The sequence below is a fragment of the Pseudomonas sp. TWRC1-2 genome, assembly GCF_049896685.1.
Lineage (GTDB): Bacteria > Pseudomonadota > Gammaproteobacteria > Pseudomonadales > Pseudomonadaceae > Aquipseudomonas.
Genome location: NZ_JAFCUU010000006.1, coordinates 274,549 through 289,745 on the forward strand (window position 1 = coordinate 274,549; position 15,197 = coordinate 289,745).

Genomic DNA, 15,197 nt, shown 5'->3' on the forward strand with positions numbered 1-15,197 from the left:
ACTTCACGGCAGCGAAGCAGTCTTCTGACCGCCGCTAGGGAATACGTTGCGTGTGCAAATTTTCGCTTCGACTTTCTGCGCAGCAGCGCCCGCTTCGGGACCCTGCACTTCCACGGCCAGCAAGTTCTGCGAGGCCCAGTCTTCATCGGTGCGCAGTTCAAAGGCGAAACGCCCGTCTGTATCGGATGTTTCGGGTTTCTCGATCTTGATGTCCTCGTGGCGCCCGTTCATGTACCAGAGGGTGGCTTGCAGGGTTTTCACCGACGGGTCGGCGAAGCGGATGTCGACCTGGTGACTGCTGTTACGCAGGTCTTTGTTCGAACTGTTGACCAGCAATTCGTTCTTGCCGGGTTTGAGCGTGGTGCTGGCGCTCATCTGCGCGGTCTTGCCTTCGCAGCCGTTGTCGAGCAGCGACATCATCTGGCGGTAGATGGTCTCCTGGTCGAGGCGGTACAGCGGCGAGAATTCCCAGATCAGAATTTTCGGCGGGGTTTTCTGGAATTCATCGCTGCCCAGGTACTGGATCATCGAGCCTTCGAGGCCACCGCCGGGGAAAGCGACGTTGAGGATGTCGGCGCCGATTTCCTGCTCGAGGAAGCCGGCGAAGTTGTAGTTCTTGCCGCTGTGGCTGGTGCCGACCAGGGTGATCTGCGGGTTGCCCGAATCGCCGAACAGGTCGCCGTCACCGGCTTCGCCTTTGGGCTCGGTAGTGAACTGGTCCATGTACTGGATCGCGTAGCTGGTGCCGCACAGTTGCCCGGCCATGTTGTGCAGGGTGCCGGTCTTACCCATGCGTCCGGAGCGCTTGGTTTCGAATTCGCGCTTGGGAATATCCGCAAACTCAGGCATCGCACGCACTTTGGCACCGACGATTTTCGCGGTGCGCTGGGCACCGTAGGGCGTCCAGTGTTGGTCGCCGCGGAAGTAGAAATCGTGGGCCGGCAGTTCATCCGGCAGTTGCTCGTTGGTCAGCGGCGACAAGTCCGGCACCACGTAGCCCATCTTGGCAAAACGGCCGAGCATGGTTTTGTAGTTGCCCAGTGCCTTGTCGAAATCGAACTTGGCTTTCTCTTCGGGGTTGAGCTTGTTGCGGTTCACCAGGCCACGGGTCGGCTGGTAGACCACCACCAATTCCACACCCTTGGCCTTGAACGCATCGTGCAGCTGTTGCATGCGTTTGTAGCCGGCGGGGCTGGTGTCAAATTCGGTGCGCAGGTCTTCCTGGGTACGGAACAGCCAGTCGCCCTGGGCTTGTATCAGGGTGGTGAAGTTCTGCTGATAGCGCGTGGTGTAGTTCTTCGCGTCATGGGCCGCGGGGCACAGGCTGCAGCACGGTTCGGCGGTAAAGGTCGGCGCCTTGACGTCATCGGCGCGTACGCCTTGGCTGGCCGCCAGCAGGCCGAGGGTCAGACCCGAGAGGCTCAGCAGTTTGATCATGTGTGGGTGCATAAGGGTCATCCTCAGTCCTGCATTTCGGTCTGGCGTTCGACAGGGTCGATCAGCACGGCTTTCTGTTGGCGCACCAACAGGTCGAGAATTTCTTCCTGCCGATCACCCAGCACGCCGTTGAAGCTGATGCCGCTGGATTTGGTCGGCGCCAGCATCGACACGCGGTACAGCTCGACACTCAAGGGCGAGTCAATGGACAGCGGCCCGCTGCCGTTACCCGCCAATTCACCGCCGACCACGATCAGCGAGACCTTGGCGTCGAACGGGTCGAGGGCGATGTCACGGTCGGTGTCGGTCAAATCCTTGATGTGGCCGTACACGCCGGTCAGCCCGTTGGCCATCGAGGTGTTCTCGTACAGGCGGATGTTCACGCTGTTACGGATGCGAATGCCGTGGCGACGGTTGCTGATCACCTTGTTGCCCCACAGCAGGTTGTCAGCGCTCTCATAGAGCGTGATGCCGTCGGTGTGGTTGCGGTAGATCTCGTTGTCGGCGATCAGGTTGTTGACGCTGTTACGGTCGATCACCAGGCCCGACAGCTTGTTGTCGTAGCTGCGGTTGTTGAAGATGAAGCTGTCGTTCACTTCCCGGGAAATGATGATGCCGTGCTTCTTCTTGGTGCCGTAGACGGTGTTGTCCGCAATGATCAGGCCGTGGGAACGGTCGTGCGGGTCAATGCCGTAGACGATGTTGTCTTTGTAGGTATTGCCCTTGAGCACAAAGCCGGTGGTTTCGTAGCAGTAGAAGCCGTACCACATGTCCGAGAACTCGGAATCGACGATCCAGCCGGTCGGCTCAGGGCGCTTGAGCACCTTGGCCATGTTCGGCGTGTACTGGGAAATACTCACCCCGTACGACTTACTGTTGGCGTAGCCGAAGCTGGCCATCTTGCTGTTGGCGACGTAAGTCTCGGTGCCGCCCCAGGCCAGCAGGAACGGGCGGAACTCCTTGGGCGACTGAAACAGCGCCGGGCCATTGGTCTTTTCGTTCCAACCGGTGATCTTGGTGTCACGCACAAACAGCTGACCGTCGTTGATCAGGAACGAACCGGCTTGCTGGGACAGGCGCAGCTCCTGGGTCTTCTTGTCGATTTCCAGAATGCCCTTGCGCCCGACCACGATTGGCAGCTTGGCCAGAAACACACCCGGTGAGGTTTCGCTGAAGTACTGCTTGGGCACTTTGCCGAGCAGGTCCTTGAGGTTCAGGTAGCCGTCGTCGACAAAGATCGCCTGGGGAATGCCGTGCTGGCGCACCACCCATTCGGCCATCTTGTTATCGCCGCCGATAAAGTCCTTGAGCGCGTCTTCCTGCATCATGCGGCGGATGCTGATTTTGCCGGGCTTGCTTCTGACGATCTTCTTTTCCATCGCCGCGGCGGTGTAGCCCGACAGGTCCGGCAGGGCAGGCTTGGCCATTTCCAGCGGCGCGGTCGGCGGGCTGGAGATGGTGTAGGTCTTGGCCTGTTGCAGTTCTTTGGCGATAGTCGGCGCCTTGCCCTGCTGCGGGGTGTCGGCGAAGGCTGTGGCACTGGCCATCAGCATCGCGGCAACCAGCAATTTTTGAGGAATCATTGCGCAGGCTCCCATCAGAACTTCCAGATCACGTCGACAAAGGCGCGATGCATGTACGAGTCGACCTGGCTGCCATAGGCATCACCCGGCTTGAACACGCCGGCACGCAAGCGCACCAGCGCCGACGGTTCGTCGATCGACTGACTGAGCGCGGCCGGCAGCAGGCCTTTCTTGAAGTACTTGGTGACCACCAGGTCCATCTCCTGGCCCAGGTCTTTCTTGCCGTCTTCAAGCGGCAGGGAAGTGCTGGACAGGATCGCGCCGGTCACGTCATCGGTGTTGTTCTGCACGGCATCGATGCCGTTGCTGCCCACCGGCTTGTTACCGTCCACGCGCCAGAATTTGTGATAGACCAGGCTGGCGTCATAGTCCTCGCGCAGCTGCCAGGAACCGAACAGGCTCATGGACTGCATGTTGTTCATCTCGCCACGAAACGCCTCGCCGAAGCGGTGCACGCGGGACTGGGTGCCGGTCCAGTTCGAACGGTTGCTTTGCAGGCCGTTCTGCTCGTAGTTGGCACTCGCGCGGGAGTAGGCCGCGCCGACTTGCCATTGCGGGTCCAGACGCAGGCGCACACCCAGGTCCGTGGCCCAGCCACTCACGTCATCGCTGCGCTTGGCTTCGGTTGGGCGGGTCCCGTCTTTGTTTAGGGCGTTGACCGTGTCGCGGTCGCCTTTCATGCCGGTGACGCTGGCCCAGTAGTTGACAGTGTTGGTGTTGCGCCAGTTGTAGGCGTCGCTGTTGGCTTCGATGCCGAGCCAGGTCAGGTCGCCATTCTCGCGTTTGTCCAACGGGTCGGTGGCCACGCCCGGTTCGGCGTAGTCGAGCTTGCCGTCGTCATGGGTGTGGTGACCGCGCAGGCCGATCCACTGCCCCGGCGTCCACTGGTAGGCGGCGTCAGCGTAGAAGTGCTGGCGGTCCTTGTCCTTGGGCGACAGTTCCTTGAGGTCGGTGCGGTATTCGCTGAAGCGTTCGGCAGCGCCGACGTTGGCCTTGAGCAACGTGGTGTCGAAGGTCCAGTTCAGCGCTTCGATGTTGGTGTCGCGCCATTGGCCGTCGTCATTGCGCAGGCGCTGGCGGCCGAACTTGAGGATCTCGCCGGGGTAGGGCGTAAAGCCGCTGTAGCCGACCCAGAACTCGCGCAGGGCCAGGTAGTTCTTCTTGGCCTTGCGGTCGTCATTGCTCGATTGTTCGGTTGTGTCATCGGAGGACTGTTGCAGCGTGTCGGTCTCGATGATGTCGCTCGACACGACCGCCTGGCCCATGGCGTAGGCGCTCCACGCGCCGCTTTCGCCGTAGATCCACGGGCGCAGGTCAAGGCCGATGCCGTTGACGTCGCCGCCTTTCTGCGTGCCGAGGTCGCGGTCATCTTCCGATTGCGCGGTGGCTTTGACTTCCAGGCCGAAGTTCTTTGCTTCGGTCAGCGCGGCCAGGGTCGGGCACGACCACAGCAGGGCGAAGGTCAGGCCGATGCCGGCCTTGACGAATGGATTGAGCTTCATAGGGATTCCTCGCCGTCTTCTTCTTGCAGGGCGTGCAGTTGCAGCGTGCTCTGGGCCAGGGTGCCGCGCGCGGCCAGTTCCTGTTGCACCAGGCGTTGGCCTTCGGCGCGTTGCTCTGGCGTGAGCGGGGCTTCGAGCTGCGTGGCCAAGTCATTGGCCTCTGGCGTGTCCTGGGCTTTAGCCAACTGGCTGAAGACGTAGGCGTTCAATGGGTCGGGCTTGGTGCCCTTGCCTTGGGAAAACAATTGCGCGATGGCGAAGTCGGCGCTGTTCTGGCCGTTGCGCGCAGCCGTCAGCAAATGGTCGAGGGCTTTTTGCGAATAGACCTTGCCCAGGTAGCCACGGCGGTAGATCTGGCCGAGGTAGTAATCGGCGGCCACTTCCTTGCCCACGGCTTTCTCGAAATGCGCTTCGGCGGCCTTGGCATCTGCCGGGACCCACTTGCCTTCGTAATAGAGCTTGCCCAGCAACAGCTCGGCGCGCGGCTGGTCGGCGGCGCGGCCGTTGTCCAGGTACTTCATCATCTGATCGACGTCGCCCAGTTCGGGGAAGTCGTAGAGCAGTTGCGCCAGGCTGACCCAGGATGCCGGGTAGCCGGGGGCGATTTTTTCCAGCAGGGCTTGCGCGGTTTTTTCGTCGGTCTTGCCCAAAGTCGCATCGCCCAACACGCGGGCCACGCTGTCGACACGCTGCGCGGTGACGGTGCCACGGCTGTAGCCGGCTTCCATCTGCTTGAGCAGTTCGGCCTGTTTTTCCGGCTCGGCTTTTTTCTGGTAGACCGTGGCCAGCTCGACGTAGCAGATGTCGGTGGTGTTCAGCGCGGCTTTGCAGATGCGCTCCACGTCATCCAGATGCTGGTCGTAGGTGTCCTGGGTGCGATACAGCAGCACTTGGGCCAGACCTGCTTCCGGGTAACCCGCGGCCTGCCATTTGCTGATCTGCTGTTGAGCATTCACGTTGGGGAAGCTGTGCGGGTACTGCAGGTACAGCATCGCCAGCGGAATCAGGGTATTGCCTTCGCCATTGGCAAAGGCTTTTTTCAGCAGGCCTTCGGCCTCGTGTTGCTCGGCCTCTGTGGCACCGGGCTTGGCCACCAGCAGGCGACCCAGGCGGGCCTGGGCGCGTGGCGAGGTATCGGCGGCCGCGCGGTAGGTGGCTTCGGCCTGGCGGATTTGCTCGGGGTCACGGGTGGTCACCTGGATATCGGCCAGGCCCACTTGGGCCTCGCTGTAACCCAGGTCTGCCAGCTGCTGATAGTTCTGCTGGGCGGTCACCGTGTCGCCACGTTTCAAGGCTTCGTTGGCCAAGCGCTGGTCGGGCAGGCCGGCGCAACCGGCCAGGCTCACCGCCAATGCCAGCGCGCAGAGCGCAGAGGCAGAGTGAAATCTGCTTTGTGTGGGAGCTGGTTTGCCTGCGATGGCGTCACCTCGGTGCATCTGAAAAACCGAGTCGCCTGCATCGCGGGCGAGCCCGGCTCCCACATGGGTCAATGCTGTTTTTGAAATAGGGTTCACAGGCATGTCCTCGCTTACAGGCCGTGAGCCATGGCTTTATCGATCAGCCAGTTCAGCGATGGGCCACGGTCGCTGGTCACTTCTACCGGGCGACCGGCGTAGGTGCTGTCCAGCGGCGCATCCGGCTTGATCTGCACGCGGATGTCGGAGGACAAGTCGGCGCTGTTCAGGCTGGTGCTGCTGACGATGGTGCCGGTGCGGATCTGTTCTTCGTCGGCAACCTGGAAGCTTACTGGTGTGCCTGGGCGAACGTCGGCGAACTGGCGGTAGGTGAAGCGCGCTTCCACATTGGCCAGGCTGCCGCGTGGCACCAGTTGGAAGATCACATCGCCTTTGCTGGCGTACTGACCGTCGGCGACCAGTTGCTGGGCCACCACGCAATCGCAAGGCGAGGTCAGGGTGCCGGTCATTTGCTTGCCGAACAGCTCTTCGACCTTGGCCGGTTGCAGTTGGTCTTCGTCCAGATGGCCCTTGAGCACATCGAGCATGCTGGTGCTGAAGGTCGCCAGTGGCGCGCCTTTGGCGGCAACCGCGTCACCTTTGAGCAGGCTTTGCACGGTGCCGTCGCGCGGCATGGTCACGTTCATGCCTGGCACGCTGACGAGGCCAGCCTGAGCGTGGCTGACGAAGTACATGCCGTAAATGGATTTGAGGACGAAACCGAACGCTGCCAGGCCGACGATGAAGATACCTGCGCTGAACACCACGGCGCGCAGGCGGCCCGCGGCGCTCATGTTGCTGCCGCCGTCCTTGACCTTGCGCGCCTTGGTGAAGTTGTCGCGCTGCAGGGTCGCCAGCACGTCGCCCATGGTCACGATGTCGCCGGACAAGTGCGAGGTGATCAGGTGGCGCAGGGTGGAAATATCCTGGGCGTCCAGGTTCTGGAACTGGCAACCGGTGCGGCCGGTCTGGCGGTCGTAGGAGCGAATCTGCAGCTCTACGTCCATCGCCAGGCCGAGGTTATCGATGACAAATTGCAGGCGGCCCTTGTGCACTTCACCGACGGTCAACGGCTGGGTAGCGGTGAACGCCAGGCCGCCGGCGGACAGGTCGATCACCCGTGCTTCGGTCTGGGTGCGGTCGGTGTTGAAAAAGCGCAGCTTGGCCGGGATTTTCACCCGGGCATGTTGGCGCTGGGCTTCGGATTCGTGGACAACGTTGGCGTTTACTTGGCTATTCATGGTGTGTAGTTCCTAGTTAATTCAGGCTTGGCAGGGTCAGACCATCATCAGCAACACGGCGACGAAAATGCTGCCGGCGGAGAAGGTCATGGTCCGAGACGACCAGGTGTTGAACCAACGTTGAAAGCTGGCCAAATCGCGGGTCAGTTTGGTGTCCTGGCGGGTCCAGGACTGTTGATCAAGGCGGAAGAACACGTAGATCTTCACCAGCGCGCCCATGATCTGGTTGTAATAGAGAATCACCGGGTAGGCCGGGCCGATCTTGTGACCGGAGCACGACAGCAGCAGGGTCAGAATCAGGCGGGTGATGCCGATCCACAGCAGGTACGCGAGGATGAATGCGCCGCCGTATTTGAAGGTGGCGATGATTGCCACGGTCAGGCCGAGCAGGGAGGTCCACATCGACACACGCTGGTCGAACAGCACCACGCTGGTGAACAGGCCGAGCCGGCGTACGCCCAGGCCCAGGGCACGCGAGTTCTGGCGCAGGTTGTTGCCGTACCAGCGGAACATCAGTTTGCGGCTGGCTTTGATAAAGCTCTTTTCCGGCGGGTGTTCCACGGTGTTGATGGCAGCGTCCGGCACGTAGAACGTGTCGTAGCCCAGGCGCATCAGGCTGAACCAGCTGGATTTGTCATCGCCGGTCAAAAACTTGAAACGGCCCAGGCGCCAGTGTTGCAGCGAGTCGCTTTCCACGTCGGCGATAAAGCCCGGGTCGGTGACCACGCTGGCACGGAACACCGACATGCGCCCGGTCATGGTCAGCACGCGCTTGGACAGGGCCATGGAGCACATGTTGATGTGGCGTTGGGCGAAGCGCAGCTTGTGCCATTCGCTCATGATGTAGCCGCCGCGCACTTCGCAGAACTCGTTGGTGGTCAGGCCGCCGACATTGCCGAACAGCTGGAACCACGGCACGGTCTTGCGAACCACGCCTTCGGCGAGCACGGTGTCGCCATCGATCACCGCAACCACGGCACGGTCATCCGGCAGGTGGCGGGAGATGGCGCGAAAGCCAAAGGCCAGACCGTCGCGCTTGCCGGTGCCGGCGATGCGCACAAAATCAAGCTTCACATGGTCCGGCGGGTTCATGCGTTCCCACAGGCTTTTCACCAGCAGCTCATCGCTCATTTCCACCAACGAGCAGACCACGGTGGTCGGGAAGCCGCATTCGATGGCCTCGCGAATCACCGAGCTGTACACCTGGGCGGTTGTCAGCGCGTCGATACGAAAGCTTGTGACCATCAGGAATACATGGGATGGGTCGGCGGCTTTGCCCAGCTTGCGCACTTTGCGGCGCAGGTGTGGGTAGACCACGTACAGGAACAGCATGCCGCGAAAGAAATGCGTAGCACCCATCGAGTAGCGCCAGATACCGACGGCGCCAATCAGGAAAATAAAATTCTTCGACTCGGAGTCGAACGTACTCGCCGGTAACAGCAGGGCGAGTCCCATCAGCAGGCTCAAAAACAACAGCCAGCCGGCGGATTGGAGCAGTACGTGTTTTAACTTGGACATAAGCGTCATCCGAAGGTGAAGAAGGCTCCAGGCTGCAAGCGCTGGGGATTGGTACGCTTGCAGCCCGGAACTTGCTGTTGCTGTTACCAGCAAATGCCTTCGGTGCGGCCGCTCACGCTGGTGGCCTTGGACATGAAGCCCACCAGGTCGACCACTTGCTTGCCGTGTGGTGCGTTATGCGCCAGGGCACGGAATTTCTCGTCACGGTTGCCGAGGATGATTACGTCGGAGTTGTTGATCACCGCGTCGAAGTCCGAGTTGAGCAGGGACGACACGTGCGGGATCTTGCCTTCGATGTAGTCTTTGTTCGCACCGTGAACACGGGCGTATTCGACGTTGCTGTCGTAGATGCTCAGGTCGTAGCCCTTGCCGATCAGCATTTCCGCCAGTTCCACCAGCGGGCTTTCACGCAGGTCATCGGTGCCGGCCTTGAAGCTCAGGCCCAGCAGGGCAACTTTGCGCTTGTCGTGGCTTTCGACGATGTCGAAGGCGTTCTGCACCTGGGATTCGTTGCTGCGCATCAGCGAGTTGAGCAGCGGCGCTTCCACGTCCAGGGAGCCTGCGCGGTAGGTCAGGGCGCGCACGTCTTTGGGCAGGCACGAACCGCCGAAGGCGAAGCCTGGGCGCATGTAGTACTGGGACAGGTTGAGGGTTTTGTCCTGGCAGACCACTTCCATCACTTCGCGACCATCGACGCCGACCGCTTTGGCGATGTTGCCGATTTCGTTGGCGAAGGTGACTTTGGTGGCGTGCCACACGTTGCAGGTGTACTTGATCATTTCGGCAACGGCGATGTCCTTGCGGATGATCGGCGCGTCGAGTTCTTCGTACAGCGACTGCAGGACATCGCCGGAGGCTTTGTCGAACTCGCCGATGACGGTCATCGGTGGCAGGTCGTAGTCGGCGATGGCGGTGGATTCACGCAGGAATTCCGGGTTGACCGCGACACCGAAGTCGACGCCGGCCTTCTTGCCGGAGCAGTCTTCGAGGATCGGGATCACCACATTGGCCACAGTGCCCGGCAATACGGTGCTGCGTACCACGATGGTGTGGCGGGTGGTTTTGTCACGCAGGACAAAACCGATCTCGCGGCATACCGATTCGATGTAGTTGAGTTCCAGGTCGCCGTTTTTCTTGCTGGGCGTGCCCACGCAGATCATCGACAAGTCGGTATCGCGGATGGCCTCGGCGAAATTGGTCGTGCCGCGCAGCCGCCCGGTCTCGATACCCTGGCTCAGCAGTTCGCCCAGACCCGGTTCAACGATTGGCGATTTGCCCGCATTGATCAGATCAATCTTTTCCTTGGAGATGTCCACGCCGACCACTTCGTGGCCACGGGCAGACAGGCAACCGGCACACACTGCGCCAACGTAACCCAAACCAAATATGCTGATGCGCATCGCATTTACCTCTTTGTCATTGAAGACGATATTAATCATGCCAATTAGATGGCCGGAGTTCATGTTTGCAAGCGTCACTGATGCCGCGAAAGTTGGGCGAATAGACGCCGACTTGCCGCGTGCAGGCATGTTGAATAACGAGTGACTAACTATTGCACTCAAGTTGTGCGAAACGTGGCCTTGTTATTGGTGCTTGCCCTGTAATGCAGCCGGCCTTCCTGGGAGAAGGGCCTGGCGCCAGTGCCGCAGAGCCTTGATAGAGGCTTTAAGCCTTTAAATATCAATGCCTTGGGTTATCTCACTGACCCATTAAGGGAAGCTGAGCCTTGGCCTTATAGTGGGTGGCAATGCATCCTTATCGCCGCTCTCAACTAATCGGTTTGTAATATGACCCCTGAGTCAAAGTTAAATGTGACAACTTTGCTACTTCCGTTGGTCGCCATGTAAGTCATCTCTTACAGCAACAGAGAATTTCGTTACCGGTGGTATGAGCGGTGCTTTAGGGTGAAGTTCCTGGCCACTCATCCTGTTTTCGGAAATTTCTTGAAATATTAGAAAAGATGGCACTGGTACTATATTGATAGCACTTGCTATTTGGGCCAGTAGTTACAGGTAGTTGGCGCGAAGGGATAGTTTTGTGCCACTAGTGTTTTAAAAAAGTGGTGCCACTACGAAAAAAATTCAGAAATGTCGAGTGAAAGATTCGTTAGGAATGCGACAGGATGTTTTTTGGCGCCAAATAAATGGCGATCGTTGGCTTGGAATGCAGATAAAAAGGTGGGAGCTGGCTTGCCTGCGATGGCGGAGTATCAGTCGACTTTTCTCTGACTGAAATACCGCCATCGCAGACAAGCCAGCTCCCACATTGGTTTTTTAGCGACTGTGAGGGCAGTGCAGGGCCTTATTCCGGTGCGTGATCGCGCAGGAACACCAGGTTGTCCGGCTTGGACTGCTCGGCATTGAAGCGATAGCCCTGCAGATCGAACTGCTTGAGCTTGGCCGGATCGTTGATGCGCTCTTGGATCACAAAACGGCTCATCAGGCCCCGGGCTTTTTTGGCATAGAAGCTGATGATCTTGTACTGGCCGTTTTTCAGGTCCTTGAACTCGGTGTTGATGATCCGCGCGTTCAGGGCCGTGCGTTTGACCGCCGAGAAGTACTCGTTAGAGGCGAGGTTGAGCAGCACGTCATCGCCTTGTTCGGCAAGGGCTTCGTTGAGCCACTCGCTGATGCGGGTGCCCCAGAAGGCGTAGAGGTCCTTGCCGCGGGCGTTGACCAGTTTGGTGCCCATCTCGAGGCGGTACGGCATCATCAGGTCCAGCGGGCGCAGCAGGCCGTACAGGCCCGAGAGCATGCGCAGGTGGTCCTGGGCGTAGCTGAAGTCGGCGTCGCTGAAAGTTTCGGCGTTGAGGCCGGTGTAGACGTCGCCCTTGAAGGCCAGCAGGGCCTGCTTGGCGTTTTCCGGCGTGAAGGCTGGGGTCCAGCTGCCGAAGCGCGCGGCGTTGAGGCCGCCGATCTTGTCGGAGACGTGCATCAGGTCGCTGATTTGGGCAGGGCTCAGTTCACGCAGTTGTTCGATCAGCGCCTGGGAGTGGTCCAGGTATTGCGGCTGGGTGAAGCGCGGGGTGACCGGCTTGGACTCGAAGTCGAGGGTTTTGGCGGGGGAAATCACCATCAGCATGAAGTTGGCTCCTGTAATCGTGGGGGGATTCTAGGGGGGCGCGGGGTTTGACTCCACCTATGATGGTGATAGAGGGGGCTGCGGGTGTGTATCCGGCCCAGCCAAAAGTAACCAAAAGGTCTGTGCCCCAGCACTCGGTGCCTCGGCCAGCAGATCTACACACCTCTGACTGATGCCCAGAGATCCAAATGTGGGAGCGGGCTTGCCCGCGAAGGCGGTGGTTCAGTCAGCTCATGTGCCACTGACCCACCGCCTTCGCGAGCAAGCCACCCCCCACATTTGATTGAGTTCAGCTTCCATCTCAGCCATCACTCAAATAACGGATATCCCCACCAACCCAATAACCCAGCCCGGACGATCGGCTATAGTGCCCGACAACTCTGGAAAGGGAGACCCCGTGTGCGAATTGCGTTTTTACTGTCAGCTTGTTTGCTGTGCCTGGGCGCCCAGGCGGCGCCGGTTGACGTAGCCAGCCTGGACCGCACCACCTGGCCCGAAAAACTCAGCAGCCCCGCGCTGTTCGATGTTGCCTCACGCGCCGAAATCCTGATGTTCGCCCACAGCTTAATCGCCAGCGAAGCCCAGGACGAAGCCGCGCTCAAACAACGCCTGGGCCTGAAGATCATCAACCTGGCCGCCATCGACGACCTGCGCCGCCAGCTCTGGCAGCGCCTGCTGGAAAACTACACCTTCGCCCAACAAAGCTGCGAAGAAGACGCCTCATTCTGCTACCTGGTCGAAAGCATGGACGACCTGCGCGAGCAAGCCGGCAAATTCCAGGTCAGCGACAACTCCTTCTATATAGGCTGGGCCAACCCCAGTCACAATTTCCACGAACGCTACCTCGACGAACTGCTGCGCAAAGCCGCGCTGTTCCCACAAATCAGCAGTGAAGTCCTGCGTTTCGGCGACCACGAACGCAATGGCGATGAACTCAACGACCGCCTGTTCCTGCTGACCTTCGACGGCGGCCCTGCGCCGGTCAGCGGCAATACTGACTGGCTCACCGACTACCTGCGCAAGCAAAAGATGAACGCCACCTTCTTCGCCCTCGGCAGCAGCCTGCAAACCCGCGTGGAGCGCAGTTCCGCCGCCGATGTGCAGGCGCTGTACCAAGGCCAGTGCGTAGGCACTCAGGGTTGGCAGTACCGGTCCCACAGCCATTGGGTCGACTGGCAAAGCTCGATCACCCGCAGTGCCGCGCTGGCGCAGAACCTGATGCCGGAAAACTACGTGCCGCTGTTTCGCCCGCCCTATGGCCAGCGTCGCGCCGACAGCCAGGGCTTCTTCCAGGCGCAAGGTTTACAGGTGGCGTTGTGGGACATCGATTCCCAGGACGAGCCGGGCAAACTCAAGGCTGACGAGTCCGCGCAGCGGGTGCTGACATTGATGTTGCTGTGGCGCAAAGGCGTGATTGTGTTTCATGACACCCAGGACAAGGCACGGGTTGCATTGCCGATGTTGCTGCAGGCAACGGCGCAAAGTGGGCTGGGTTGGCAGGACTGCCGGGAGGCGTTTCGCTGAAAAAGCGCAAGTGCCCGGCCCTGTTGGGGATGAGGCATTTTCGGGGTGATTTTGTGCGACATTTCGATGCAGGCGGACTTCCGACTTTAACGGGGTGGCTGGCACTCGGCTAGTGCTATTCGTCATCCTGAAAAATAAACTTCAAAAAAGCGTCAAAGTGCTTTTTCCTGTCATCGTTTTTGCGGTATTACGAAGTCAGATCGCCGAAACCTGCAACACAGGTGGCGTCTTCCAAGACTCCTCATGTGGGCACTGCACTTGACGTCACTGCGGTGCAGTCGGTGGTCGAATCGAGGCGCAGCACTGTTGTGGTATTGCGTCGACTGGCTCCCACAAAGGTGACCGAGTATGGATGATCATGGACGTAACCCTTCTTCCGACCAGCCAATCCTTTATGTGCTTGATACCAACGTATTGATTCACGATCCAAACGCACTGCTCAACTTCGAAGAACACCACGTCGCCATTCCCATGATCGTGCTTGAGGAGCTCGACAAACTCAAAAGTGGCCACCACAGCGTTGCCGCTGAATGCCGCCAGGCCATTCGCCTGATCGACAAAACCCTGGGCGAAGCCTCGCCCGAGGACGTTGAAGTCGGCGTGCCGATCCAGCGTGGCAAAAGCGGGCCCAAGGGCTTGTTGTCGATTCTGATGAACAAGCGCAGCGAGCCCAACAGCCTGCTGCCGGAAAACCTGAACGACAATAAAATCATCAACCAATTGATCGACCTGCACGCGCGTGACAAGGACTTGCGCCTGGTGCTGGTGACCAAAGACATCAATATGCGCCTCAAGGCACGAGCCTGTGGGATCGCTGCCGAGGACTACAGTACCGACCAGCTCGTCGACGACGTGTCGATGCTGTCGCGCGGTTATCACACCATGACCGGCTCGTTCTGGGACCGCGTCAGCAAAGTTGAAACCCGTCAGGACCACGGCCGCACCTGGCACCAGGTACAGCTGACCGATAACCTGCCGGCCGTGCATATCAATGAATTCATCATCGACGAACAGGGGTTTGTGGGCTGGATCAAAGAAATCCAGGTCGACAAACTGCTGATCCTCGACCTGCATCAGGAACCCCTGTTGCACCAGGAAGCCTGGGGCCTGAAACCGCGTGACATCTACCAGAGCCTGGCGCTGTATGCGCTGCTCGACCCGGACATCCACCTGGTCAACCTGACCGGCGCCGCAGGTTCGGGGAAAACCATCCTCGCCCTGGCCGCCGCCATCGAGCAGACCATGGTGACCAAGCGCTATCGCCGCATCATCGCCACCCGCAGTGTGCAGGGCCTGGACCAGGAAATTGGTTTCTTGCCCGGCACCGAAGCCGAAAAAATGGAGCCGTGGCTGGGCGCGATCACCGACAACCTCGAAGCCTTGCACATGGATGACGAAAACACCCATGGCAGCGTCGATTACATCCTCAGCAAAGTGCCGTTGCAGTTCAAATCCCTCAACTACATCCGAGGTCGCAGCTTCCAGCAAAGCCTGATTTTGATCGATGAATGCCAGAACCTCACGCCGCACCAGATGAAAACCATCATCACCCGTGCCGGCGCCGGCTCCAAAGTGGTGTGCCTGGGCAACCTGGCACAGATCGACACCCCTTACCTGTCCGCGACCAGCTCCGGGCTGACTTACCTGACGGAACGCTTCAAGGACTTCCCGAACGGCGTGCATATCGCGCTGCAAGGGGTGCCTCGTTCGATCCTGGCCGAGTACGCCGAGTCCCACCTGTAAAAACATAACCCTGTCGCAGTTGGTGGCTAAATGCCACGAACCACCCCGGATTTCTCACGAAGTCCGGGGTTTTTGTTATGTGCGACATTTGCCTGCGATTTAGCGCCGTGGGTG

10 protein-coding genes are annotated in these 15,197 nt (G+C 59.7%); 2 read left to right on the plus strand and 8 right to left on the minus strand.

What is annotated here, in order from left to right; translation table 11 throughout:
• Positions 1-3 precede the first annotated feature (3 nt).
• The 8 genes from ACP7B3_RS19170 to yaaA all read right to left on the minus strand — a co-directional run bounded on the left by ACP7B3_RS19170 (position 4) and on the right by yaaA (position 11,816).
• The gene (locus tag ACP7B3_RS19170; protein WP_426180467.1) at positions 4-1,449 is read right to left on the minus strand and encodes an alginate O-acetyltransferase; all 1,446 of its coding nucleotides are present in this window, start codon (positions 1,447-1,449) and stop codon (positions 4-6) included.
• Positions 1,450-1,460: 11 nt separating this feature from the next.
• Entirely contained in the window at positions 1,461-3,035 is a 1,575-nt protein-coding gene (gene algG, locus ACP7B3_RS19175) for a mannuronan 5-epimerase AlgG (protein WP_242194603.1), read from the minus strand.
• On the minus strand, positions 3,035-4,522 hold the full coding sequence (locus ACP7B3_RS19180; protein WP_145161268.1) for an alginate export family protein: 1,488 nt from the start codon (positions 4,520-4,522) through the stop codon (positions 3,035-3,037). The genes algG and ACP7B3_RS19180 overlap by 1 nt, the downstream gene beginning before the upstream one ends.
• A complete protein-coding gene (algK, locus tag ACP7B3_RS19185; protein ID WP_426180232.1) occupies positions 4,519-5,958 on the minus strand; it encodes an alginate biosynthesis TPR repeat lipoprotein AlgK in 1,440 nt (479 codons plus the stop codon). Before algK ends, ACP7B3_RS19180 begins: the two co-directional genes overlap by 4 nt.
• Positions 5,959-6,050: 92 nt before the next feature.
• On the minus strand, positions 6,051-7,217 hold the full coding sequence (locus tag ACP7B3_RS19190; RefSeq protein ID WP_145161270.1) for an alginate biosynthesis protein Alg44: 1,167 nt from the start codon (positions 7,215-7,217) through the stop codon (positions 6,051-6,053).
• A 36-nt stretch (positions 7,218-7,253) separates the two neighbouring features.
• On the minus strand, positions 7,254-8,735 hold the full coding sequence (gene alg8, locus ACP7B3_RS19195) for a mannuronan synthase (protein WP_178119688.1): 1,482 nt from the start codon (positions 8,733-8,735) through the stop codon (positions 7,254-7,256).
• Positions 8,736-8,818: 83 nt separating this feature from the next.
• Positions 8,819-10,135 (minus strand): nucleotide sugar dehydrogenase, encoded by a 1,317-nt coding sequence (locus tag ACP7B3_RS19200; protein WP_106579580.1) that lies wholly within the window; start codon positions 10,133-10,135, stop codon positions 8,819-8,821.
• A gap of 901 nt (positions 10,136-11,036) precedes the next feature.
• Positions 11,037-11,816 (minus strand): peroxide stress protein YaaA, encoded by a 780-nt coding sequence (gene yaaA / locus ACP7B3_RS19205; protein ID WP_426180235.1) that lies wholly within the window; start codon positions 11,814-11,816, stop codon positions 11,037-11,039.
• 399 nt (positions 11,817-12,215) lie between these two features.
• Between yaaA and ACP7B3_RS19210 the strand changes: the two genes are divergently transcribed.
• Both ACP7B3_RS19210 and ACP7B3_RS19215 read left to right on the plus strand, forming a co-directional pair.
• Positions 12,216-13,340: a polysaccharide deacetylase family protein gene (locus ACP7B3_RS19210; protein WP_124416481.1), complete on the plus strand. Its 1,125-nt coding sequence runs from the start codon at positions 12,216-12,218 to the stop codon at positions 13,338-13,340.
• 348 nt (positions 13,341-13,688) lie between these two features.
• Positions 13,689-15,083, plus strand: a complete 1,395-nt coding sequence (locus tag ACP7B3_RS19215; RefSeq protein ID WP_053254513.1) for a PhoH family protein — start codon at positions 13,689-13,691, stop codon at positions 15,081-15,083.
• The last annotated feature ends 114 nt before the right edge of the window (positions 15,084-15,197 follow it).